Here is a 21,089-nt window from a genome sequence, read left to right on the forward strand (position 1 = left end):
GTGGGTGAGCAGCCGAGGGAGAATGCCGATGCCGTCGAAATCCGCGCCGAAGTCACCGGTCAAAAAGACGCCGGCCGTGCGTTCGCTGGAACATGAGCGGCATCACGAGGTGAGTGCCGAAGAGGAACTTGAGGAAGGTCTCGAAGATACGTTTCCGGCCAGCGATCCGGTGTCGATCACCACAACGTCCATTTCCGGCGCTCCGGCAAGACCCGGCAAGCCCAAGGTCGTGGCGGGAATGAAGAAGCGCAAGAAGTAACGCTCCATCAGGTTCCTGCGGCCGGACTGAAACGGCCACGAAAATGGGCGGTCAGGATATCCTGCCGCCCTTAATATTGTGCCGTTCGGTGGTTGAGCCGATCGATCAGCTCAGAACGAACTGGGCACGATCCACGGGTTGATCTCGATGCCGAGCCGGGGGCCCTTGCTGTCGGCCGAGCCGGCCTTGGCGTCTGTCTTTTCGACCGAGCCGGTCGCGCTGCAATCGAGCTTCACATTGGTCCTGGTGTCGACGCAGGCTGCCGCTGGCGCCTGCTTGGCCGGCGTGTTCGTGCCAGCAAAAGCGGCGCCCGAGAATGCCAGTACGGCAGCGAGAGTGAGGATTGTCTTTTTCATCGTCTGTCTCCGGGTTCAACGGTCAAATCTTTTCCGTACATGTACGGTCTGGTGTACATATACGCCCACCAATTGCAGGTTTCAAGTCAGAAATCGTACATGTACGGAGAATTTTTTTGAACGGCTGAATTGTCGCGGACGCCATGCGCACAAGCATGATGATTGCCTCGGTTCGTCCAGGGGATCGCCGTCACAGATGCGGAAAAGAAAGGGGGCTCAGCAGTTGACCGGCGTCTCGGTCAGCGGCGGCACGTCCTGCGTCATCAGCGTGGCCAGCGTGAAATCGCACATCCGCTTCACGAAAGCCTGCGGGTCGCCGAAAGGATAGAAGGGAAAGGTGATCAGCAATGAGATCGTGCCATGGCCGACCGCCCATAGCATGGTGGCGATGGCGCGCGGATCGCCCTTGAGCTTGCCGGCGGCGACGCAGGCCTCGACTCGGCTGATGAGCACTTTCATCGCCGGGTTGCCCTCTTCCATCTCTTCGTAGCTTCTGCCTTCCGGCAGCTTGGTCTTCTCGGTCATGAACACCGTACGGTATTCGTTGGGATTGCCGAGCCCGAAGGCGGCATACTCCGTCATGACAGCCTGCAGCGCCTCGATCGGATCGTCCGCCGGATGAGCCTCGATCCGCTTGGCCAAGGTCTCGAACGCATCCTCGGCCAGTGCGAACAGGATATCCTGCTTGTCGGCGAAATAGGAATAGACCGACATTGGCGCATAGCCGACGCGCTTGGCCAGCTTGCGGATGGTGAGGCCTTCATAGCCTTCTTCCTGCACAAGCTTGTGCGCTGCTTCGACAAGTTCGGAGCGCAGTTCGGCTTTTTGCTTCTCGCGGCGGTTCTGGACGCTCAGCGGCAATTTCTCTGCCTTGGTTGTTGGTGTCTGGCTAAATCATATACGCTGTACGGAATCGGACAAGGGTGGCCTCAAAATCGACTTCACCGGGCTGCGAATGTCCGCGTCCCTTCGCGAACATTTGGCTCCGACGTTGGTTGCGCGTGTTACTGCGACAGAAGTTCTGCAACATCGAACTGTTACAAATGGAGCCTAGTCGGCTCCGCTGCAATATTTTCCTGTTTTGGGAGGCCGATATGGCCGTGACTGAACTTTTGTCCGGCGAGCCGGATTCAAATACACTTTCTCTGGGTGCAAGACTTGCACTCAGGCGGGTCATCATGGTGGCATGGTTGGCAATCATACTTGGCTTCACCATGGAAGCGTTGATCCTGACTGTCAGGTTTGCGGCAGGTTCACACCCGGCCACGACCCAGGTTCTGATCGAATTGGCGCAAGGCGTGACGTGGTCGTTCTTCGTCTGCGCCGGCGTCAGCCTCGGCACGGCGATCGCCAAGGTGCGAGCCTCGCTTGGCGGCTTGATTGCCGCGATCTCGGCGCCGCTGGCCATGGGCATCGCCAAGGGCACGCAAAAGGTCATGGTGAGCGCGCTCGATGCAGCCGCAAAGCCCGCGATCCTGTCGCTCACCACCCTGGGGGTGCTGCGGGCAATCGAATATGGCCTGCTCGGCTGGATGTTGGCCTCGCTGGCGTCGAAGGAGAAACCCCGCCCGTTGCATTTCGTGCTGGCAGGCGCTTTGGTCGGCGCGGTGTTTGGCGGCGGGATCACGGCGCTGACGATCGAGACTGCCGCTGCTAAGGATATTGCGCTGGCATTGCCACAGGCTATCACAACGGGCCTCAACGAGATCGTGTTTCCGATCGGTTGCGCGCTGGTTGTCTACATCGCCCTGCAGGTCAGCCGGCACATGAAGTTCATCGCTACCGACACCGCCAAACCATGATCGGCCTGCATGCTGTTCATCGCCCAGCCGGCGTCACCTCCGCGTAGGCTCGCTCGCCGGTCGGGCAACAGAACCGATCCGATCACGCACAAGGTGTCGCAAAGATCAGCTTGAGGTTTCCGGGTATGCCGTTTCTGGGTTGTCTTGCCCGTTTTGTCTGACGCAAAGTGTTACCGGGGCACAAACAGGCAGCATTGGACGGTTACAGACGAAGGCTATTTTGATACCCTGCAAAAAATTCTGTTTTTGGGGAGGTCGATACGACCATGGCCGAGCTTTCGTCCAGTACGCCAGACGTGGATCCACTTTCTCATGGCGCCAGGCTGGCGCTCAAGCGGGTGGTCATGGTTGCATGGTTGGCGATCGCACTCGGCTTCGCCATGGAAGCCCTTATTCTGGCCGGCAGACTTGCAGCAGGTTCTCACCCGGCCACCACCCAGGTCCTGATCGAATTGGCGCAGGGCGTGACGTGGTCGTTCTTCGTCTGCGCCGGCGTCAGCCTCGGCACAGCGATCGCCAAGGTGCGACCCTCGCTCGGCGGCCTGATCGCCGCAATCTCGGCACCGCTGGCGATGGTCATCGCCAAGGGGTCGCAAAAGGTCATGGTAAGTGCTCTTGATGCGGCAACAAAACCGGCCACCCTCTCCCTCACCACGCTGGGCCTGCTGCGGGCGATCGAATATTGTCTGCTCGGCTGGGTACTGGCCTCGCTGGCGTCGAAGGACGAGCCCCGTTTGCTACATTTCGCGCTGACAGGCGCCTTGACGGGCGCGGTGTTCGGCGGCGGTATCACGATACTGACGATCGAGACGGCCGCCGCGAACGGCGTCGCCCTTGAATTGCCGCGGGCGATCACAACCGGCCTCAACGAGATCGTGTTCCCGATCGGTTGCTCGGTGGTCGTCTACATCGCCCTGCAGGTCGGCCGGCACATGAAGCTCATCACTACCGACGCCGCCAGACGATGATTGGCCTGCATTCTGTTTCTCGCCCAGCCGGCGTCACCTACGCGTAGGCTCGCTCGCCGGTCTGGAAACAGAACCGATCACGCTTCAGATCGCGCCGACGCCGCCGTCCACCGCCAGCGCGTGGCCGGTCATGAAGGAATTGGCGGGGTCGGCGGCAAACAGCATGGCAGTGACGATCTCGTCCACTTCGCCGACCCGCTTCATGGGCACGCCGCGCGTCAGTTCGGCCAGCGCCTCGGCTTCCGGTGCGCCGGAGATGCGCACAAAGCCGTCGACCATCGCCGTTCTTGTGTGAGCCGGGCAGATGGCGTTGATGCGAACGCCCTTGGTGGCGTATTCGGCCGCCGCCGATTTGGTCAGCCCGACGACGCCATGCTTGGCGGCGGCATAGACCGAGAGTTTTGGCGCGCCGACCAACCCGGCAACCGAGGCGATGTTGACGATGGCGCCGCCTTTGCCGGTTGCCTTGAACTGCCGCTCCAACTGCGGGATCTGGTGCTTCATCGCATAGAAGACGCCAAGCAGGTCGATCTCCAGGACGCGGCGTGCTTCATCCGACGCCACTTGCGGCAGGCGCGCGAAGCTCTGCACGATGCCGGCATTGTTGACGGCGACATCCAGCCGGCCGAATGTGCTGACGGCCAGCGCAACCAGTGCTTCCGACACCGCTTCATCGGCGATGTTGCCGGCCAGGACAGCCGTTTGCGCGCCCAGCGTGGCCGCGAGGCTTTCCAGCGCCGCATGGTCGATGTCGGAAAGGATCAGCCGCGCGCCTTCGGCGGCAAAGCCCTTGGCGGCGCCGCGACCGAGGCCGCCGGCAGCACCGGAGATCAGCACCGTAGCTCCGTCAAAACGGCCCATCACGCCTCCTTGTCGATCAGTTTCACCGCGAGGCCGGCGAGCAGCTTCACAGCTTCGCCATAGGTTTTTGCCTTTTCCGGATTGGAAGCGTTGCCGTCCAGAGCGCGCCTGTAGACGCCCTGGCAGATCGCCGCCAGCCGGAAGAAGGAGAAGGCGAGGAAGAAGTTCCAGTTGCCGATGCCGTCCAGCCCGCGCCGCCAGCAATAGGCGGCGACATAGTCTTGCTCGGAAGGCAGGCCGAGGGCGGCGCGGTCGATGCCGCCGAGGCCGCGAAACCCCGAAGCGTGCGGCAGCCGCCACTGCATGCATTGATAGGCGATGTCGGCGAAGGGGTGGCCAAGCGTCGACAGTTCCCAGTCGAGCACCGCCAGAACCTGCGGCCGGTCTGACGCGAAGATCATGTTGTCCAGCCGGTAGTCGCCGTGCACCAGCGAGACGAGGCCGTCATCGGCCGGCATATGCGTCTCCAGCCAGGCAATCAGCCGGTCCATGTCGGCCACCGCGTCGGTTTCGGCGGCGCGGTACTGGCCGGTCCAGCGCGTCAGCTGCCGCTCGAAGTAACTGCCCGGCCTGCCGAAATCGCCGAGCCCCGCCGCTTCGACATCGACATCGTGCAGTGCGGCGAGCGTGCCGTTCATGGCATCGTAGATGGCGGCGCGTTCGTCATTGCCTGACGCCTCCGGCAGCGCCGGATCCCAGAAGATGCGACCATCGATGAAATCCATTACGTAGAACATGCGTCCGATCGGCGACTCTTCACTGGTAAGGTGCAGCATGGCTGGCACCGGCACGGCAGTCGTGGACAGCGCCCTCATCACCCTGAATTCGCGGTCGACCTGATGCGCCGACTTCAGCAACTGGCCCGGCGGCTTGGCGCGCAGCACATAATTGCCGCTTGCCGCCACCAGCAAATAGGTCGGGTTCGACTGTCCGGATTTGAATTTTTCGATGGAGCGAAGCCCGGAAAAACCAGGGATCTCCGCCTCGAGGTAGGGCGCAAGGGCTGCTTGGTCGAGCGCAAGCGCCGACGTGTCGAGCGCGTTCGCGTCGCTCATGCGGTCTCTGGCTGGCGCTCGATCAGCGTCAGCGTCAGCCAGCGCGCGGTCAGCGCCGGCTTCTTCGAGCCCTCGATCTCGATGGTCACGTCATGCGCCGTCTGCACCCAGCCCGACGGCCTGACCTTGACGTCGGCCAGCACGAAGCGGGTGCGGATGCGCGCGCCGGTCTTCACCGGCGCCATGAAGCGCAGCGAATCGAAGCCGTGGTTGACGCCCATCTTGCTGTTCTCAAGCGGCGGCATGGTCTCGAAGGTCATCGCCGACAGCAGCGAAAGCGACAGGAAGCCGTGGGCGATGGTGCCGCCAAACGGCGTCTCGCGCATGGCGCGCTCCGGATCGCAATGGATGAACTGGTGGTCGTCGGTGGCGTCGGCGAACTGGTCGATCATGCGCTGCGTAACCGCCCGCCATGGCGAGACGCCAACTTCCTTGCCGACGCTGGCCAGAAGCACATCGAGACTGATCGGTTCCAAGCTGATGTCCTCCACTTCACACACCGGCTCTTCGGCCGGACTTGTCATTCCTTGAACAGCGTCAGCCCATGCTGCACGGACTGCCCGCCGTCGATCGGCAGGATGGCACCGGTGACATAGCTGCCTGCACGGCTGCACAAATAGAGGGTTGCGCCGGCAATGTCATCCGGTGCGCCGATGCGGCCGATTGGAACATGGCCGCCGACATGTTTGGCCTGTTCCTCGCTGCCGGTGGCGAAAGCGGTCATCCGGCTCTGGAAAGGGCCGGGGGCAAAGGCGTTGACGGTGATGCGGCGGCTGGCGAACTCGATTGCCAGCGTGCGCGTTAGATGGTGAACCGCAGCCTTGGAGGCGGTGTATGAATAGGCGTCGTCGGCCAATGGCTGGGTGCCCATCACCGAACCCAGATTGATCACACGGGCCGGATCGGCATCGCTGGCGGCGGCATCGAGCAGCGGCAGGAGCTCGCGCGTCAAATGGAAGACGGCGGTGACGTTGACGCCGAACACTTTCGCCCAGGCAGGATAGGGGAACGTCTCCAGCGGCGCGCCCCAGGAAACGCCCGCATTGTTGACCAGGATGTGCAACCGTTCGGTCCGCGCCCTCACCTCGGCGACGAGGGCGGCGATACCGGCCTCGCTGGAGACGTCGCCGGCAAAGCCTTCCGCCCGGCCAGATGCGCCAAGACCGTTCAATTCGTCGGCGACCTTGACGCAGTCGTCGCCCTTGCGCGAGGCGATCATCACTGTGGCGCCGGCCCGGACCAGTGCGGTCGCCGCCATGCGGCCGATGCCGGTCGCCGCACCGGTGACCAGCGCGGTCTTGCCAGCCACCGAAAACAGCTCGTCCAGATAGCTCATCGCACTTTCTCCGCGCCTTTGGCCTCACCGTCCAGGCGAAATGGTTCGCGTTGACAAGGCTACCCGAAGTACGGTCATCCTTGCCACGGGTAAAGTGCCCGCGCGTGCGTGAAAGGGTGGAGAGCCATGGCGGAGATGAATCTCGGCATGACCGAGCGGCTGAAGCCGATCCATGCACGCGTCACGGCGATGGTGCGCGGCGAGATCATGCCGCTCGGCGAGAAATTCCTGGCCGAAATCGGCAAGGGCGGCGACCGTTGGGTCTATACGGCGCGCCAGACCGAGATTCTCGAAGGGCTGAAGAAGACCGCGAAAGAGCGCGGCCTGTGGAATTTCTGGCTGACCGGCTCCGAGCGTGGCTACGGCCTTTCCACCGTCGAATACGCCTACCTCGCCGAAGAGATGGGCAAGGCGCATCTCGGCGCCGAGACCTTCAACTGCTCTGCCCCGGACACCGGCAACATGGAGGTGCTGGAACGCTACGGTTCGGCCGAACACAAGAAAGAATGGCTAGAGCCGTTGCTCGACGGACAGATCCGTTCGGCCTATCTGATGACCGAGCCGGATGTCGCCTCTTCCGACGCCACCAACATTGCCATGCGCTGCGAGCGGCAGGGTGACCACTATGTGCTCAACGGCGAGAAATGGTGGGCATCGGGCGCCGGCGATCCGCGCTGCGCCATCTATATCGTCATGGTCAGGACAGGTGGTGACGGAGAACCGCAGCACCGCCGGCATTCGATGATCCTGGTGCCTTCCGACAGCAAAGGCGTGACGAAGCTGCGGGCCATGCAGGTCTATGGCGACGACGACGCGCCACATGGCCATATGCATCTCCGATTCGACAATGTTCGGATACCGGCGGGAAACCTGATCCTCGGCGAGGGCAGGGGCTTCGAGATCGCGCAAGGGAGGCTCGGGCCTGGCCGTATCCATCATTGTATGCGCGCCATCGGCCAGGCCGAGATGGCGCTGGAGATGCTGTGCCAACGCTCCGTCCGCCGCGAGGCCTTTGGCCAGCCTCTCGCCAAACTCGGCGCCAATTTCGACATCATCGCCGAATGCCGCATGGAGATCGAGATGGCCAGGCTGCTCTGCCTCAAGGCGGCGTGGATGATCGACCAGGGCGATGCGCGCGCCGCCGCCCCCTGGATCAGCCAGATCAAGGTGATTGCGCCGCGTGTCGCGCTCAAGGTGACCGACGAGGCGGTGCAGATGTTCGGTGCGCAAGGCATCAGCCAGGATACGCCGCTGGCGCGCTCGTGGACGCATCTGCGGACGCTGCGGTTGGCCGATGGGCCGGATGCTGTGCATCGCCGGCAAGTGGCGCGGACCGAGCTTAAGAAATACACGCAGGAAAAAGTCTGAGCGACGGCGCTCGCCAGTCGTCGGCACCGATAATTTGAACCACGGAGTTTTTCCTATGGCTGTCCCATCCGAGATGAAGGCGTTGCTGCTGGTCGGCGACGGCTATACCAAGACCCCGAATAGCAGCGTGCTGGAGGCGATGGAGCCCTATCTCCAGCCAGGCGTGATCGCAGTGCCGACGCCCGGCCCGACGCAGGTGCTGATCAAGGTCAGCCTCTCCTCGATCAATCCGTCCGATATCGCCTTCATCAAGGGCCAGTATGGTCAGCCGCGCGCCAAGGGCCAGCCGGCCGGTTTCGAGGGTGTTGGCACCGTCGTCGCCAGCGGTGACGAGCCCTACCCAAAAAACCTGATCGGCAAACGCGTCGCCTTTGCCACCGGTGTGTCGACCTGGGGTTCGTGGGCTGAATACGCCGTCGCCGAGGCGGTGGTCTGCATTCCGCTTCTCGATACGGTTCGCGACGAGGATGGTGCGGCGATGATCGTCAACCCGCTTACCGCTCTCGCCATGTTCGATATCGTCAAGCAGGAAGGCGAGAAGGCCTTCATCATGACCGCCGGCGCCAGCCAGCTTTGCAAGCTGATCATTGGTCTCGCAAAGGAAGAGGGGTTCCGGCCGATCGTCACGGTGCGTCGCGACGATCAGATCCCGTTGCTGAAGGAACTCGGCGCCGCCCATGTCCTCAACGAAAAGGCAGCGGATTTCAAGGCGACGCTGCGCGAGGTGGTCAAGGCCGAGCAGCCGCGCATCTTCCTCGATGCGGTAACCGGGCCGCTGGCCTCTGTCATCTTCGACGTCATGCCGAAGCGTTCGCGCTGGATCATCTACGGGCGGCTCGATCCCGACACCACAATCATCCGCGAGCCCGGCCAGCTGATCTTCCAGCACAAGCATATTGAGGGTTTCTGGCTGAGCGAGTGGATGCGCCAGTTCCGCGATCGCCGCGGTCCGGCGATCCTGGAGGCGCAGAAGCGTTTTTCGGACGGCCGCTGGTCGACCGACGTGACGGCGATTGTGCCGCTGGCCGAAGCGATGACGAAGGTTCCAGCGGAACTGGCCAAGCCCAACGGCAAGGTGTTCATCAAGCCGTAGACCTTCCCTCCTCCCCGTTTGCGGCAGGGCAATCGCATATGGCAGCGCCAGCCCCCTCTCCGGCCGCTGCGCGGCCACCTCTCCCCCATTCCATGGGGGCGAGGAACACCAACCGCCGAGGTGGCGGCCTTGGAAAGCCTGGGTTCCTCGCCCCCACAACGTGGGGGAGAGGTGGCTCGGCGAAGCCGAGACGGAGAGGGGGAGCGCCATATGCGATTGCCCTGCCATTCACGGGGAGAAGGTGCCCGAAGGGCGGATGGGGGGTGGCGCTAACTTATGAGAAGCCGGCGCTGCCCCTCACCTGCCTGCCGGCATCCTCTCCCCGTAAACGGGGCGAGGAAAGCTAATCACTCCGCCGGCTCGACATTGGTGTAGGCGGCTTCCTCGAGCTCGCGCTTCAGCCGCGCTTCCTCGTGTGTCTTCGGCGTGACGAAGCGGCCGAGCAAGAGATAGGCGACCGGGGTCAGGAACAGGGTCGAGACGGTGGCGAGCCCGAGCCCGCCGACGATGACCCAGCCGAGCGCGATGCGCGCCTCCGCACCTGCGCCGCTTGCCAGAACCAGCGGCACGCCGCCGAGCACGGTGCAGATCATCGTCATCATCACCGGCCGCAAGCGGATGATCGAGGCCTGTTCGATCGCCTCGCGCACGCCAAAACCGCGGTCACGCAGCTGATTGGCGAATTCGACGATCAGGATGCCGTTCTTGGCCATGACGCCGACCAGAAGCACCAGGCCGATCTGGCTGTAGGCGTTGAGGCTGGTACCGCTGAGCAAAAGGGCAAAGATCGCGCAGGCAAGGCCGAGTGGCACCGTCGCCATGATGATGACGGCGCTGACGAAGCTCTCGAACTGGGCAGCCAGCACCAGGAGAATGATGACCAGAGCGAAACCGAAGATGGTGATCATGGCACTGTTGGTCTCCCCCAGCGTCGCCGCCTCGGCCAGCGGCAGCATGCGGCTGCCTGGCGGCAGAAGCGGCGTTGCGATTTCCTCTGCGCGGGTCAGTGCGTCGCCGAGGGCGAAATCGCCGCCGAGGTTGGAGGTGATGGCTACCGATGGCTGCTGCTGCTCGCGGGTCAGAGATGGCGGCACGGCGCGCTCGGTCAGCGTAGCGATGGTCGACATCGGTACGAAGCGGCCGTCGGCGGTCTTCAAAAAGATGTTCTCCAGATCGGTCGGATCGTTGATCGGGTTGGTGGTCGAGACGAGCTTCACTCCGTAGCTGCGATCAGCGATATAGACGTCGACGACGTCGTTGCCGTCAAGCATGGCCTGCATGGTGTTGGCTAGCCCGGTAATATCCATGCCGAGATCGGACGCGCGCTCGCGGTCGATCGCGACGGCCAGTTGCGGCTGCGTTGGATCTACGGAGAGCCGCGGCAACTGGAAGCGCGGATCCTTCTGCATCTCGGCAATGATCTTCACCGCCGCACCGCCGAGCGCCTTGCGGTCGTTGCCGACCAGCGCGAACTGCAGGCCGTTGCCAGCGCCGCGGATGCCGAGGCTGTTGGGCTGTACCGGGAAGACGCGCACGCTCGGTACCTGTTTGGTGAGCTGGCTGATCTCGGCCATGATCTGCTGCTGGCTGCGGCTGCGCTCGTTCCACGGCGCCAGCGTCATCACCATGAAGCCGCTGTTGTAGGAGCCGTTCTGGCCGGCGTTCTCGAACGTGCTGCGGATCTCGCCGGAATCGCGCAGCGGCTGGATCAGTTTCTCGATCTTCTGCATCTGCTGCGTCGTGTAGTCGAGGCTGACGCCTTGCGGCGCGTTGATGCGCAGGAGCACGACGGCGCGGTCTTCGGTCGGCGTCAGTTCCTGGCGTATGGTGCCGAACAGCGTGAAGGCGGTGGCCGCAAACAACACCGCGACCAGAAGCGCGATCCATGGCGCGTCGAGGCAGATGTGCAGGCAGCGCCGGTAGAGTGCATTGAGCGCACCGCCGATGCGGGCGCCGACGCCGCTGCCGCTTTCGTGATGGAGTGATGCGTCTGACAGCATGCGTGAAGCCAGCATTGGGCAGAGGGTCAGCGCCACCACGCAGGACAAAAGCACCGACATTGCGAGCACGAAACCGAATTCGCGGAACAGGCCGCCGGTCTGGCCGGGCAGGAAGGAGATCGGCACGAAGACGGCGACCAGAGTCAGCGTCGTGGCGATGACGGCGAAGAACACTTCCTTGGCGCCGAGCACGGCGGCCGCGCGGGGTCCCATGCCTTCGTTACGTCGTCGCACGATGTTCTCCAGCACGACGATCGCGTCGTCGACGACGAGACCGGTGGCCAGCACCATGGCGAGCAGCGTCAGGATGTTGATCGAGAAGCCGGCGAGATAAATCGCGGCGATCGTCCCGATCATGGCGACCGGCATCGAAAGCGCCGGAATGAGCGTCGCGCGCCAGTCGAGGAGAAAAATGTAGATGACGATCAGCACGATGGAAACGGAAAGGCCGAGCGCGATTTCGACTTCATGCACGGCGCCGTTGACGAAGACCGCATCGTCGCTGGTGATCTTGATCGACATGCCCTTGGGCAGGTTTTCCTGCAGCTTGGCGATTGTGGCCGTCACACCGGTGGAAATATCCAGTGTGTTCGATTCCGCCTGGCGAATGATGCCGAGGCCGATGCCGGTCTTGCCGTCCGAACGCAGCGTTGTCTGGCCGATGTCGGGGCCGAGCGTGACGGTGGCGACGTCGCGGATGCGCGTCGTGCCGCCGATGATGATGTTTTCGAACTCGTCGGGCGTGGTCACGTCCGCCGTCGTGCGCACGATCAGGTCCTGATTGGTCGTGGTGATCGAGCCTGCCGGCGAATCGAAGGCGACCGAGGCAAGCGCTGCCCTGAGATCGGCGACGGTAAAGCCCAGGCTGGCAAGTTTGGTCTGGTTGACGTCGATGCGGAAGATCTTGTCGCGGTCGCCTGAGACCTGGACGTCGGCAACACCGGGGACGGCGGCAAGTTCGTCCTCGATCTGATCCTGGACAATCACCGTCATGTCCTGCACCGACATGGTGTCGGAGGTGACGGCCAGCCGCATCACCGGCTCGGAATTGGCGTCGGCCTTGACGATGCGTGGTGCGTCCGCCGTGTCCGGCATCTGGTTGGCGATGCGGCCGACGGCGTCGCGCACATCGGAGGCGGCGACGTTGAGGTCGACTCCGTCATTGAACTCGATGGTGACGCGGCTCGAGCCGAAGGACGAGGTGGACGAGATCGACTTGACGCCGGAGACGCGGGCGACCGCGCCCTCTATCGTGTCGGTCAGTTCTCGGTCGACAGTTTCGGCCGCGGCGCCCTCGAAGGCCGTGGAAACGGTGATGACAGGACGGTCGACATCCGGCAGTTCGCGGATCTCGACGCCGTAGAAGGCGGCAAGGCCGGCGACCGCGATCAGCGTGTTCAGGACGAAGGCCATCACCGGCCTGCGGATGAACAGCGCGGTGAAGCCGGTGTCGCTGGCGGTGTTGACGGTGGCGGTCATGAGCCGGCGGCTTCGGCGGCGCGCTGTTCTTCGCCGGCGATGCGGACCTCGCCGCCCTCGCTGACGCTCTGGGTGCCCTCGGTCACCACCATGTCGCCGCTGTCGATCGGGGCATCGATCAGCACGGTCTCGGTGTTGCGCTGGATAATGCGCACGGCAACTCGCCTGGCCTTGCCGTCCTCTATCTGCCAGATATAGGCGCCGTCCGAGCCCCACAGGATCGCCAGAGGACTGACGGCCGGATAGGTATCGCCGGGGAATTTCATGCTGATCTGGAAGGACATGCCGGCCCGCAGCGAATCGGCCGGATTGGCGATCTTTGCCTTGACCAGCAGGGTGCGGCTCTTTTCGTCGATATGGTTGTCGATGGCCGAAATCGTCCCCGTGTAAGCATTGTTTGGATTGGCGATCGGCGTCGCCGACAATTGCGCCCCGACCTTTACGGCGGCGGCGAAACGCTCAGGCACCAGGAAATCGACCAGTATGCTGGAGCGGTCATCGAGAGTGGCGATCGCCGACTCATTGGTCACATAGTTGCCGGCGGCGATCGGCAGGATGCCGACGGTGCCGGCGATCGGCGCGGCGATCGAGCGCCGCTGCAGGGCAAGTTCGGCATCGCGAAGTACCAGTTTGGCGACCGCCAGCACGACTTCGGCATCGGCGACGGCGACCGGTGTCGCGGCGTTGGAAGCCTGCAGCGATCTCACCCGGTCGAGCTTGTTCTGCGAGTCCTGTACAACGAGCTTGGCACGATCCTGCGCGATCACCTCGGTCTCGGAATCGAGGGTAGCGATGATTTGCCCCTTTTCGACACGGGTGCCGGATTCGACCAGGAATTCGACGAGCCGGCCGGAACTGTAGGGATTGACCGTCACCGAGGCATTGGCGCGGCCGGTGCCGATTGCCTGCAGACGGTCGTTGATGGTGGCTGTACCGGCCGGCAAGGCGACGACATTTGCCGGTTGCCCGGCTGCGTTGCGGCCGCTTGCCTGCTTTGTCGTGCCGATCGCGCTTGTCTGTGTTTCAGGCGTGGAGGCATAGGCCCAGTCGATGCCCCAGCGGGCCAGCACCTCCGGCGCACCGGGGAAGAAGCGAACCCAGGCGGCAGCAGCCGCCACCAGGATCACCAGCGCAAAAACGATCTGTTTCCAGGCGGCCATCGGCACTCCGGTTGGCAAACTACCGGTTTCCCCAAGCAAAAAACACGCAGCGACGCACCCGGTATGTGCGAAGCCACGGCAATATCATGGCTTTATGGCAATTCTGCCGCTCTCATGCACATTAAATCTATGTAAGGTTGGGTAAGGCGTAGTTGAACGCCACCGCCCTTTTTTCTTTTTGCTTGAGCAACGGATTTTCCCAAACCGGTTTCCACTTTTGGGTCCGATGCGCTAGCGCAAGCTTTCCAGTTCACGGATGCGTTTGGCGCTGTCGGCCTCGAGCTGTCTCGTGACGGCGCCGATCAGTGTTTCGGCAACGACGAAAAGGGCTGCCGAAGAGTCCCAGGCCGAGGGCACGGCGGTGCGTCCGGCGATGACATGGCGGGCGAAGCGGGCGATCGGCGACAGCCACTGGTCGGTGAACAGCACGATCTGCACGCCGCGCTGGTGTGCAGTCTCGGCAAAACGGGCAAGGCTGTCCTGGTAGCGTCTGATGTCGAAGATCACCAGCACGTCGCGCTTGCCCATGTCGATCAATCGGTCGCGCCAGATGCTTTCCTGTCCGGCGAGGTGGAAGACGTTGGGCTGGACGATGGCGAGGTGCGCGGCCATGTAGCGCGCCAGCGGATCGGTGAAACGGCCGCCGATCAGGAACGTCTTGCCCCGCCGGTCGGCAAGCCGGGCCGCGATGTCGGCAAGCTGCTTGTCGGACAGGTGCCTGAACGTCTCGCGCATGTTGTCGAGCGTCGCCTCCAGCATCGGCGACACAGTACCGCCGCCCGGCGACGGCGGATTGAGCGTGCGCGATGCCGGCGACTGCAATTGCGCCGCCAGTTCGTCCTGCAGTGCCGATTGAAACTCAGGATAGTTCTGAAATCCGATCCGGGCGACGAAACGCAGGATCGTCGGCGAGGACACACCAGCTGCAGCCGAGAATTCGGCGACCGTCTTCAGGCCGATCAGCGGGTAGTTGGCGATCAGCGTCTGGGCTGCGCGGCGCTCGCCTGCCGGCATCGTGCCGATACGGTCCGAGATCAGTTCGGCAATGCTGGAAACCATCTTTTCCCCCACCCCTGGCTGTCTTGCCGAAATCGCATTTGACAAAATCGGTCAAACTGTATGAAATCATCCATAGGGACGCAATGAGGCAAAATACGTAACATACGATACAGCGCTCCCCGGGGACGGCAGACAATGGAGACAGCACGGCCCGCCAGCCTTGCATCGTCAGATTCCGTGGGGGTGACGAACCCCGGGGGATCGAGCCCATTTGTGTTGACCTGCGACCACGCCTCCAACTTCCTGCCGCCGGAATTCGCAACGCTCGGTCTGCCCGCCGAGGCCCTTTCGCGCCACATTGCCTGGGATCCCGGCGCGTTGCCGGTCGCCCGCCGTATGGCCGAAGCGCTCGATGCGGCGCTGGTCGAGACCCGCATCTCGCGCCTTGTCATCGACTGCAACCGTCCACTCGACGCGCCCGATCTGGTGCCGCCGGTCAGCGAAACCACTGTCATACCGGGCAATGCCGGCCTGTCGGAAAAGCAGCGCGCCGCGCGCATTGCTTTGTCGTGGCAGCCCTTCCACGACACGATCGCAAATATCGTCGATGCGCGGCTGGGCCGCGGTCAGGAAACGCGGCTGGTTTCGGTCCATTCCTTCACGCCGGTCTACAAGGGCAAGATCCGGCCCTGGCACATCGGCATCATTCATGATGAAGATCGCCGGCTGGCGTCACCGCTGATCGCTGCGCTACGGCGGCTCGCCGGCGTCACTGTCGGCGTCAACGAACCCTATTCGCCGGCCGACCGCGTCTACTTCACGCTGGAACGCCATGCACGCTCGCGCGGCCTGCCTTGCGCGATGATCGAAATCCGCAATGATGAAATCTCCGGCGAAACCGGGCAGCGGAAATGGGCGGATCTGCTCACGGGCATTTTTTCTGATCTGGAGCCAGAGGAGGCCAAGAGCCCCAGATCAAGCGTAGTCGGAAAGTCAGTTCAATCGGCCAGCTAAGAACCAAAAGGGGACACCAAATGGCAGCACCGGGCTATACTGAAGTTGACAAGGCGGAGGACGTAAAGCACCTCCACAGCATGGGCTATGCCCAGGAACTGGAGCGGCGCCTCAGCCGCTTTTCGAACTTCGCCGTTTCATTCTCGATCATCTGCATCCTGTCCGGCGGCATCAATTCGCTGGCACAGGCAACCTCCGGCGCCGGCGGCATCGGCATCGGCATCGGCTGGCTGGTCGGCTGTTTCGTGTCGTTGACCTTCGCGGTGGCCATGTCGCAGATCAGCTCGGCCTATCCGACCGCGGGCGGCCTCTATCACTGGGGTTCGATACTCGGCAACCGCGGCACCGGCTGGGTGACGGCATGGCTCAACCTGCTCGGCCTGATCACCGTGCTCGGCGCCATCAATGTCGGCACCTGGACGTTCTTCATCGGCGCCTTCGGGCCAACGCTCGGTATTGAAGGCACGCTGACCAACCAGATGATCTTCCTGATCATCATCACCGGCGCCCAGGCGCTCATCAACCATCTGGGCATCAAGCTGACGGCGAAGCTGACCGACTTCTCGGGCTACCTCATCTTCTTCGGTTCGATCCTCATCGCCATCGTCTGCCTCGCCTCTGCAGAGACCTGGGATTTCAGCCGTCTCTTCACGTTCAAGAACTACTCCGGCGAAGCCGGCGCAAGCGTGTGGCCGTCCGTCTCGAATGCCTGGGTATTCGCACTCGGCCTCTTGCTGCCGATCTACACGATCACCGGCTATGACGCCTCGGCGCACACCTCCGAGGAAACCATCAAGGCAGCCTCCTCGGTACCGCGCGCGATGGTCATGTCGGTAATCTGGTCGGCCGTCTTCGGCTATTTGTTCCTCGCCGCCTTCATCCTGATGATCCCGAACATGGACGATGCGGCCAAGCAGGGCTGGAACGTGTTCTTCTGGGCTTTCGACCAGCGCGTCAGCCCCGGCATCAAGGAGTTCATCTATCTTGTCGTGTTCGTCGCTCAGCTGCTTTGCGGCCTCGCGACCGTCACCTCCGCTTCGCGCATGATCTTCGCCTTCTCGCGTGACGGCGGCCTGCCGGGTTCGTCGGCGCTGGCCAAGGTCAGCCCGACCTATCGCACGCCAGTGGCGGCGATCTGGACGGCATGCATCCTGTCGGTGCTGTTCGTCTGGGGTTCGACGCTGGTTTCGGTTGCCGGCACCTCGGCCTACACCATCGTGGTGTCCTGCACCGTCATCTTCCTGTTCCTGTCCTTCACCGTGCCGATCGTGCTCGGCATGCTGGCCTGGGGAACGCCGAAGTGGGACAAGATGGGCCCATGGAACATGGGGCGCGGCATCTTCATGCTGTTTGCCGTGCTGTCGATCATATCGATGATCCTGATCTTCATCATCGGCATCCAGCCCCCGAACGACTGGGCGCTCTACATCACCGTCGGCTTCTTCATCCTGACGGCTGTCGTCTGGTTCGGCTTCGAGCGGAATCGCTTCCAGGGGCCGCCGTTGGGCGACATCATCGCGGCGCGCCAGGCAGCCATCAAGGCGGCGGAGCAGGCCGTCGGCGAAACCGGCCACTGACATCAACCATCTTGGCCATGGCCGGCATCGTGCCGGCCATGGGTTCCGTTTAACTCATTCAAAAGACCAAGCGCTGGAGTGCCAAAAGAATGGCCGGAAATTTCTCGTTCGATCAGTTGAAGAAAGCGGTCTCCAGCGGTGAGATCGACACGGTGCTGGCCTGCATCGTCGACTTGCAGGGCCGGCTCGCGGGAAAGCGATTCCTGGCACAGTATTTCGTCGATTCCGCCCATGACGAGACGCATGGCTGCAATTATCTGCTGGCCGCCGACATCGATATGGAACCAGTGCCCGGCTACAAGGCGGCGAGCTGGTCGAAGGGCTATGGCGACTTCGTCATGAAGCCGGATCTGGCGACGCTGCGGCGCATTCCATGGCTGGAAAAGACGGCATTGGTGATCTGCGACGTGCTCGACCACCACACCCATGACGACCTGCCGCATTCGCCGCGCGCCATCCTGCGGAAGCAGGTCAAGCGCCTGAAGGAGCGCGGCTACATCGGCTATTTCGCCTCCGAACTCGAATTCTATCTGTTCAACGAGAGCTACGATTCCGCCCGCAAGAAGCACTGGCAGGGCCTAGACACTGCTTCGCCCTATATCGGCGATTATCAGATCGGCATCACCACCAAGGAAGAAGGCGTCATGCGCCGGCTACGCAACGAGATGGATGCGGCCGGTATTCCGATCGAGAATTCCAAGGGCGAGTGGGGGCCGGGCCAGGAAGAGATCAATGTCCGCTATGCCGAGGCGCTCGACATGGCCGACCGCCACGTCATCCTGAAGAACGGCGCCAAGGAAATCGCCGAGTCCGAAGGCAAGGCGATCTCCTTCATGTCCAAGTACAATTACGGGCTCGCCGGCAATTCCAGCCACATCCACAATTCGCTGTGGAGCGCCGACGGCAAGACGCCGCTGTTCTTCGACAAGAAGGCTGACTGGACGCTGTCGACGCTCGGCCAGCAATGGGCGGCGGGGCAGCTCAAATATGCCAAGGAATTCACCTGGTTCCTGGCGCCCTACATCAACTCCTACAAGCGCTTCCAGGCCGGCACGTTCGCGCCGACCAAGATCATGTGGAGCGAGGACAACCGCACTGCCGGCTTCCGCCTGTGCGGCGAGGGCACCAAGGGGATCCGCATGGAATGTCGCATTGGTGGCGCCGACCTCAATCCGTATCTCGCCTTCGCAGCACTGATCGCGGCCGGTCTTGCCGGCATCGACGAAAAGCTGGAATTGCAGAAGCCCTTCGTCGGCGACGCCTATCAGGCGTCGCGCCTGCCGGAGATCCCGAAGACGCTGCGCGATGCCACCGAAACGCTGGCGAAGTCGAAGATGCTCAAGCAGGCGCTCGGTGAGGACGTGCTCGAACACTATGTCCACACCGCCAAGTGGGAGCAGTTCGAATACGACCGCCGGATTACGGATTGGGAACTGCACAGGGGTTTTGAGCGCTACTAAAGCTGTAATTAGCGTTGACTGCACCTAACTAAAGCTGCAATCTGGCTAAGTTAGGATTTCAGGGAGCGCGAAAAATGGGAAAGTATTCGCCTTTGCGTTCGTATCTCATGTCGCAGGCCGCCGAGCGGATTCCGATGTCGTTCGGCGACATCGAGAAGCTGCTTGGCGAGAAGCTGCCTGCGTCCAAGCAGTACCCGGCCTGGTGGAGCAACAACCCCAGCAACAATCCGATGACGAAGGAATGGCTGGCTGCGGGCTTCCAAACGGAGTCGGTCAACATTGCCGGCGAAAATCTGGTGTTTCGACGCGCCGTGGGGCATCCGGGCGGGTCGAAAGGTTTTGGTGAATCGGCGCAGGCCGAAATCAGCGGAACGCCATCGCGCCACCCGATCTTCGGCTGCATGAAGGGGACGCTTACGATCATTCCCGATGTCGATCTGACAGAGCCTGCCGATCCGGATTGGGACAAAGTCTATGAAGACTGAAAACCTTCTTCTGGATACGTGCGCGGTCATCTGGATATCGCAGGACGAGCCGATTGCCGATACGGCAATCAAGGCCATCGGCAAGGTTCCTCAGTCCGGCACGCTGAACGTGTCTGTCATGACGGCATGGGAAATGGGAATGCTGGTCTCCAAGGGTAGGTTGCCGTCGACAAAGACTCCCGAGCGCTGGTTCGATGAGTTCGTTCACGCGGCCGCCGTCGAAGTGGAAGGAGTTACTCCACGGATCCTCGCTGCTGCGTCCTATCTGCCTGGCACGGCGCACAACGATCCCATCGACAGGATTCTCATTGCCACTGCAAGAGAGCGCGATCTGACGATCATAACGCGAGACCGGGCCATCCTGGCTTATGCCGCCCAGGGCCACGTTCGAGCCATCGCCTGCTGAGAAGAGACAACTGGAGACGTTAATTGGAAACCGTGAAAATAAAATCGCCCATCGATGGTTCGATCTATGCCGAGCGGCCGATCGCCACCGATCAGGCCATCAACGCGGCGGTCGAGCGCGCCAAGGCGGCGCAAGAGAAATGGGCGCAGACACCGATCGTCGAACGCGGCAAATACATGCTTGCCATGCTGGAAGCGCTGGTTGCGATGACCGACGAGATCGTGCTGGAGATCGCCTGGCAGATGGGCCGTCCGGTGCGCTATGGCGGCGAGTTCGGCGGTGTCAGGGAACGCACCAATTACATGGTCGAGATCGCCGAGGCGGCGCTCAGATCCATGCCTGCGTCCAACCCGAAGGACGGCTTTCGCCGCTACGTGAAGAAGGATCCGCTTGGCGTCGTCATGGTGATCGCGCCGTGGAACTATCCCTATCTGACCGCCGTCAACACCATCGTGCCGGCGCTGATGGCCGGCAATGCCGTTGTCCTCAAACATGCGGCGCAGACGCTGTTGGTCGGCGAGCGCTTCCAGCAGGCGTTCGACAAGGTAGGCCTGCCCAAGGGCGTGTTCCAGAATGTCGTGCTCAACCATAGCCAGACCGAAAAGCTGCTCGGTTCAGGCAAGATCGACCATGTCAACTTCACCGGCTCGGTCGGCGGGGGGCGTGCCATCGAAAAGGCTGCGGCGGGCACCTTCTTGACGCTCGGCCTCGAACTCGGCGGCAAGGATCCGGCCTATGTCCTGCCCGACGCCAAGATGGACCACGCTGTTGCCAATCTGGTCGACGGCGCCTTCTTCAATTCGGGCCAGTGCTGCTGCGGCATCGAGCGCGTCTATGTCCACGAGAAGGTCTATGACGAGTTCGTCGAAGGCTTCATCGCCGAGACGAAGAACTATGTCGTCGGCAACCCGCTCGACCAAGCGACGACGATGGGGCCGATGGCGCAGGCGCGCTTCGCCGACCTGATCCGTGAGCAGAAGGCCGAAGCGCTGCGCAAAGGTGCCAAGGCGCATATCAACATGAAGGTGGCCGACGACAAGCAAGGCTCGCCCTATCTGGCGCCGGAAGTGCTGACCCAGGTCGACCATCAGATGAGCGTCATGCGCGAGGAAAGTTTTGGCCCCATCGTCGGCATCATGAAGGTGCGCAACGACGAGGAGGCGATCGCGCTGATGAACGACAGCCCCTATGGGCTGACGGCTTCGATCTGGACGCGCGACACCGACCATGCCGCCGCCATCGGCGACCGTGTCGAAACCGGCACTGTGTTCATGAACCGCTGCGACTATCTCGATCCGGCGCTGGTCTGGACCGGCGTCAAGGACACCGGCAAGGGGGCGGCACTGTCTGCCATCGGCTACGACAATCTGACCCGGTCGAAGTCATACCATCTGCGTGAAACCATCTGATT

General features: G+C 62.6%; 20 protein-coding genes. 11 read left to right on the forward strand and 9 right to left on the reverse strand.

Annotated features, from left to right (window positions below; translation table 11 throughout):
• Positions 1-28 precede the first annotated feature (28 nt).
• Positions 29-259: a hypothetical protein gene (locus LHFGNBLO_RS14075; protein WP_258608276.1), complete on the forward strand. Its 231-nt coding sequence runs from the start codon at positions 29-31 to the stop codon at positions 257-259.
• A 110-nt stretch (positions 260-369) separates the two neighbouring features.
• On the opposite strand, the gene LHFGNBLO_RS14080 is transcribed toward LHFGNBLO_RS14075, so the two are convergent.
• Positions 370-615 carry a DUF680 domain-containing protein gene (locus tag LHFGNBLO_RS14080; protein ID WP_258608277.1) on the reverse strand — a complete coding sequence of 82 codons (246 nt, stop codon included), beginning with the start codon at positions 613-615 and terminating at the stop codon, positions 370-372.
• 216 nt (positions 616-831) lie between these two features.
• Positions 832-1,476, reverse strand: coding sequence for a TetR/AcrR family transcriptional regulator (locus LHFGNBLO_RS14085; protein ID WP_258608278.1), 645 nt, complete (start codon positions 1,474-1,476; stop codon positions 832-834).
• A gap of 62 nt (positions 1,477-1,538) precedes the next feature.
• Between LHFGNBLO_RS14085 and LHFGNBLO_RS14090 the strand changes: the two genes are divergently transcribed.
• Positions 1,539-2,417: a hypothetical protein gene (locus LHFGNBLO_RS14090; protein ID WP_258608279.1), complete on the forward strand. Its 879-nt coding sequence runs from the start codon at positions 1,539-1,541 to the stop codon at positions 2,415-2,417.
• Between the two features lie 266 nt (positions 2,418-2,683).
• On the forward strand, positions 2,684-3,385 hold the full coding sequence (locus LHFGNBLO_RS14095) for a hypothetical protein (RefSeq protein WP_258608280.1): 702 nt from the start codon (positions 2,684-2,686) through the stop codon (positions 3,383-3,385).
• Between the two features lie 84 nt (positions 3,386-3,469).
• Here LHFGNBLO_RS14095 and LHFGNBLO_RS14100 read toward each other — a convergent pair whose 3' ends face one another.
• Genes LHFGNBLO_RS14100 through LHFGNBLO_RS14115 form a run of 4 tightly spaced genes read right to left on the reverse strand, consistent with a single transcriptional unit; the run spans position 3,470 to position 6,637 of the window.
• Positions 3,470-4,246, reverse strand: coding sequence for an SDR family NAD(P)-dependent oxidoreductase (locus LHFGNBLO_RS14100; RefSeq protein WP_258608281.1), 777 nt, complete (start codon positions 4,244-4,246; stop codon positions 3,470-3,472).
• The gene (locus LHFGNBLO_RS14105; RefSeq protein ID WP_258608282.1) at positions 4,246-5,301 is read right to left on the reverse strand and encodes a phosphotransferase family protein; all 1,056 of its coding nucleotides are present in this window, start codon (positions 5,299-5,301) and stop codon (positions 4,246-4,248) included. The genes LHFGNBLO_RS14100 and LHFGNBLO_RS14105 overlap by 1 nt, the downstream gene beginning before the upstream one ends.
• Entirely contained in the window at positions 5,298-5,825 is a 528-nt protein-coding gene (locus LHFGNBLO_RS14110; protein ID WP_319944221.1) for a MaoC family dehydratase, read from the reverse strand. Before LHFGNBLO_RS14110 ends, LHFGNBLO_RS14105 begins: the two co-directional genes overlap by 4 nt.
• Positions 5,822-6,637 carry an SDR family oxidoreductase gene (locus tag LHFGNBLO_RS14115; RefSeq protein WP_258608286.1) on the reverse strand — a complete coding sequence of 272 codons (816 nt, stop codon included), beginning with the start codon at positions 6,635-6,637 and terminating at the stop codon, positions 5,822-5,824. Before LHFGNBLO_RS14115 ends, LHFGNBLO_RS14110 begins: the two co-directional genes overlap by 4 nt.
• A 126-nt stretch (positions 6,638-6,763) precedes the next feature.
• Here LHFGNBLO_RS14115 and LHFGNBLO_RS14120 point away from each other — a divergent pair, with 126 nt between their 5' ends.
• Together LHFGNBLO_RS14120 and LHFGNBLO_RS14125 are read left to right on the forward strand one after the other, a co-directional pair.
• The gene (locus LHFGNBLO_RS14120) at positions 6,764-8,005 is read left to right on the forward strand and encodes an acyl-CoA dehydrogenase family protein (RefSeq protein ID WP_258608297.1); all 1,242 of its coding nucleotides are present in this window, start codon (positions 6,764-6,766) and stop codon (positions 8,003-8,005) included.
• Between the two features lie 55 nt (positions 8,006-8,060).
• A complete protein-coding gene (locus tag LHFGNBLO_RS14125) occupies positions 8,061-9,098 on the forward strand; it encodes a zinc-binding dehydrogenase (RefSeq protein ID WP_258608299.1) in 1,038 nt (345 codons plus the stop codon).
• A gap of 347 nt (positions 9,099-9,445) precedes the next feature.
• Here LHFGNBLO_RS14125 and LHFGNBLO_RS14130 read toward each other — a convergent pair whose 3' ends face one another.
• The 3 genes from LHFGNBLO_RS14130 to LHFGNBLO_RS14140 all read right to left on the reverse strand — a co-directional run bounded on the left by LHFGNBLO_RS14130 (position 9,446) and on the right by LHFGNBLO_RS14140 (position 14,796).
• The gene (locus tag LHFGNBLO_RS14130) at positions 9,446-12,577 is read right to left on the reverse strand and encodes an efflux RND transporter permease subunit (RefSeq protein WP_258608300.1); all 3,132 of its coding nucleotides are present in this window, start codon (positions 12,575-12,577) and stop codon (positions 9,446-9,448) included.
• Positions 12,574-13,737 carry an efflux RND transporter periplasmic adaptor subunit gene (locus tag LHFGNBLO_RS14135; protein WP_258608301.1) on the reverse strand — a complete coding sequence of 388 codons (1,164 nt, stop codon included), beginning with the start codon at positions 13,735-13,737 and terminating at the stop codon, positions 12,574-12,576. Before LHFGNBLO_RS14135 ends, LHFGNBLO_RS14130 begins: the two co-directional genes overlap by 4 nt.
• Before the next feature lie 231 nt (positions 13,738-13,968).
• Positions 13,969-14,796, reverse strand: a complete 828-nt coding sequence (locus LHFGNBLO_RS14140) for a MurR/RpiR family transcriptional regulator (RefSeq protein ID WP_258608302.1) — start codon at positions 14,794-14,796, stop codon at positions 13,969-13,971.
• A 135-nt stretch (positions 14,797-14,931) separates the two neighbouring features.
• On the opposite strand from LHFGNBLO_RS14140, the gene LHFGNBLO_RS14145 reads away from it, so the two are divergent.
• The 6 genes from LHFGNBLO_RS14145 (at position 14,932) to LHFGNBLO_RS14170 (ending at position 21,087) form a co-directional block, all read left to right on the forward strand.
• Positions 14,932-15,750, forward strand: a complete 819-nt coding sequence (locus tag LHFGNBLO_RS14145) for an N-formylglutamate amidohydrolase (protein ID WP_258608303.1) — start codon at positions 14,932-14,934, stop codon at positions 15,748-15,750.
• A gap of 20 nt (positions 15,751-15,770) precedes the next feature.
• Positions 15,771-17,327 carry an amino acid permease gene (locus LHFGNBLO_RS14150; RefSeq protein WP_258608304.1) on the forward strand — a complete coding sequence of 519 codons (1,557 nt, stop codon included), beginning with the start codon at positions 15,771-15,773 and terminating at the stop codon, positions 17,325-17,327.
• Between the two features lie 89 nt (positions 17,328-17,416).
• Positions 17,417-18,787 (forward strand): glutamine synthetase family protein, encoded by a 1,371-nt coding sequence (locus tag LHFGNBLO_RS14155; RefSeq protein WP_258608305.1) that lies wholly within the window; start codon positions 17,417-17,419, stop codon positions 18,785-18,787.
• Positions 18,788-18,894: 107 nt separating this feature from the next.
• Positions 18,895-19,272 (forward strand): hypothetical protein, encoded by a 378-nt coding sequence (locus LHFGNBLO_RS14160; RefSeq protein ID WP_258608306.1) that lies wholly within the window; start codon positions 18,895-18,897, stop codon positions 19,270-19,272.
• Complete coding sequence (locus LHFGNBLO_RS14165; RefSeq protein WP_258608307.1) at positions 19,262-19,678, forward strand: type II toxin-antitoxin system VapC family toxin; 417 nt, start codon at positions 19,262-19,264, stop codon at positions 19,676-19,678. The genes LHFGNBLO_RS14160 and LHFGNBLO_RS14165 overlap by 11 nt, the downstream gene beginning before the upstream one ends.
• Before the next feature lie 23 nt (positions 19,679-19,701).
• Entirely contained in the window at positions 19,702-21,087 is a 1,386-nt protein-coding gene (locus tag LHFGNBLO_RS14170) for an aldehyde dehydrogenase family protein (protein WP_258608310.1), read from the forward strand.
• Positions 21,088-21,089: the final 2 nt, after the last annotated feature.

It is taken from the genome of Mesorhizobium sp. AR10, from assembly GCF_024746795.1.
Taxonomy (GTDB): domain Bacteria; phylum Pseudomonadota; class Alphaproteobacteria; order Rhizobiales; family Rhizobiaceae; genus Mesorhizobium.

What these genes read in the sequence shown, in the direction of transcription:
- LHFGNBLO_RS14080 (WP_258608277.1), bottom strand. Translation starts at nt 615, where the DNA reads ATGAAAAAGACAATCCTCACTCTCGCTGCCGTACTGGCATTCTCGGGC.
- LHFGNBLO_RS14075 (WP_258608276.1), top strand. Translation starts at nt 29, where the DNA reads ATGCCGTCGAAATCCGCGCCGAAGTCACCGGTCAAAAAGACGCCGGCC.
- LHFGNBLO_RS14110 (WP_319944221.1), bottom strand. Translation starts at nt 5,825, where the DNA reads ATGACAAGTCCGGCCGAAGAGCCGGTGTGTGAAGTGGAGGACATCAGC.
- LHFGNBLO_RS14120 (WP_258608297.1), top strand. Translation starts at nt 6,764, where the DNA reads ATGGCGGAGATGAATCTCGGCATGACCGAGCGGCTGAAGCCGATCCAT.
- LHFGNBLO_RS14095 (WP_258608280.1), top strand. Translation starts at nt 2,684, where the DNA reads ATGGCCGAGCTTTCGTCCAGTACGCCAGACGTGGATCCACTTTCTCAT.
- LHFGNBLO_RS14150 (WP_258608304.1), top strand. Translation starts at nt 15,771, where the DNA reads ATGGCAGCACCGGGCTATACTGAAGTTGACAAGGCGGAGGACGTAAAG.
- LHFGNBLO_RS14140 (WP_258608302.1), bottom strand. Translation starts at nt 14,796, where the DNA reads ATGGTTTCCAGCATTGCCGAACTGATCTCGGACCGTATCGGCACGATG.
- LHFGNBLO_RS14125 (WP_258608299.1), top strand. Translation starts at nt 8,061, where the DNA reads ATGGCTGTCCCATCCGAGATGAAGGCGTTGCTGCTGGTCGGCGACGGC.
- LHFGNBLO_RS14155 (WP_258608305.1), top strand. Translation starts at nt 17,417, where the DNA reads ATGGCCGGAAATTTCTCGTTCGATCAGTTGAAGAAAGCGGTCTCCAGC.
- LHFGNBLO_RS14145 (WP_258608303.1), top strand. Translation starts at nt 14,932, where the DNA reads ATGGAGACAGCACGGCCCGCCAGCCTTGCATCGTCAGATTCCGTGGGG.
- LHFGNBLO_RS14115 (WP_258608286.1), bottom strand. Translation starts at nt 6,637, where the DNA reads ATGAGCTATCTGGACGAGCTGTTTTCGGTGGCTGGCAAGACCGCGCTG.
- LHFGNBLO_RS14165 (WP_258608307.1), top strand. Translation starts at nt 19,262, where the DNA reads ATGAAGACTGAAAACCTTCTTCTGGATACGTGCGCGGTCATCTGGATA.
- LHFGNBLO_RS14105 (WP_258608282.1), bottom strand. Translation starts at nt 5,301, where the DNA reads ATGAGCGACGCGAACGCGCTCGACACGTCGGCGCTTGCGCTCGACCAA.
- LHFGNBLO_RS14160 (WP_258608306.1), top strand. Translation starts at nt 18,895, where the DNA reads ATGTCGCAGGCCGCCGAGCGGATTCCGATGTCGTTCGGCGACATCGAG.
- LHFGNBLO_RS14130 (WP_258608300.1), bottom strand. Translation starts at nt 12,577, where the DNA reads ATGACCGCCACCGTCAACACCGCCAGCGACACCGGCTTCACCGCGCTG.
- LHFGNBLO_RS14100 (WP_258608281.1), bottom strand. Translation starts at nt 4,246, where the DNA reads ATGGGCCGTTTTGACGGAGCTACGGTGCTGATCTCCGGTGCTGCCGGC.
- LHFGNBLO_RS14135 (WP_258608301.1), bottom strand. Translation starts at nt 13,737, where the DNA reads ATGGCCGCCTGGAAACAGATCGTTTTTGCGCTGGTGATCCTGGTGGCG.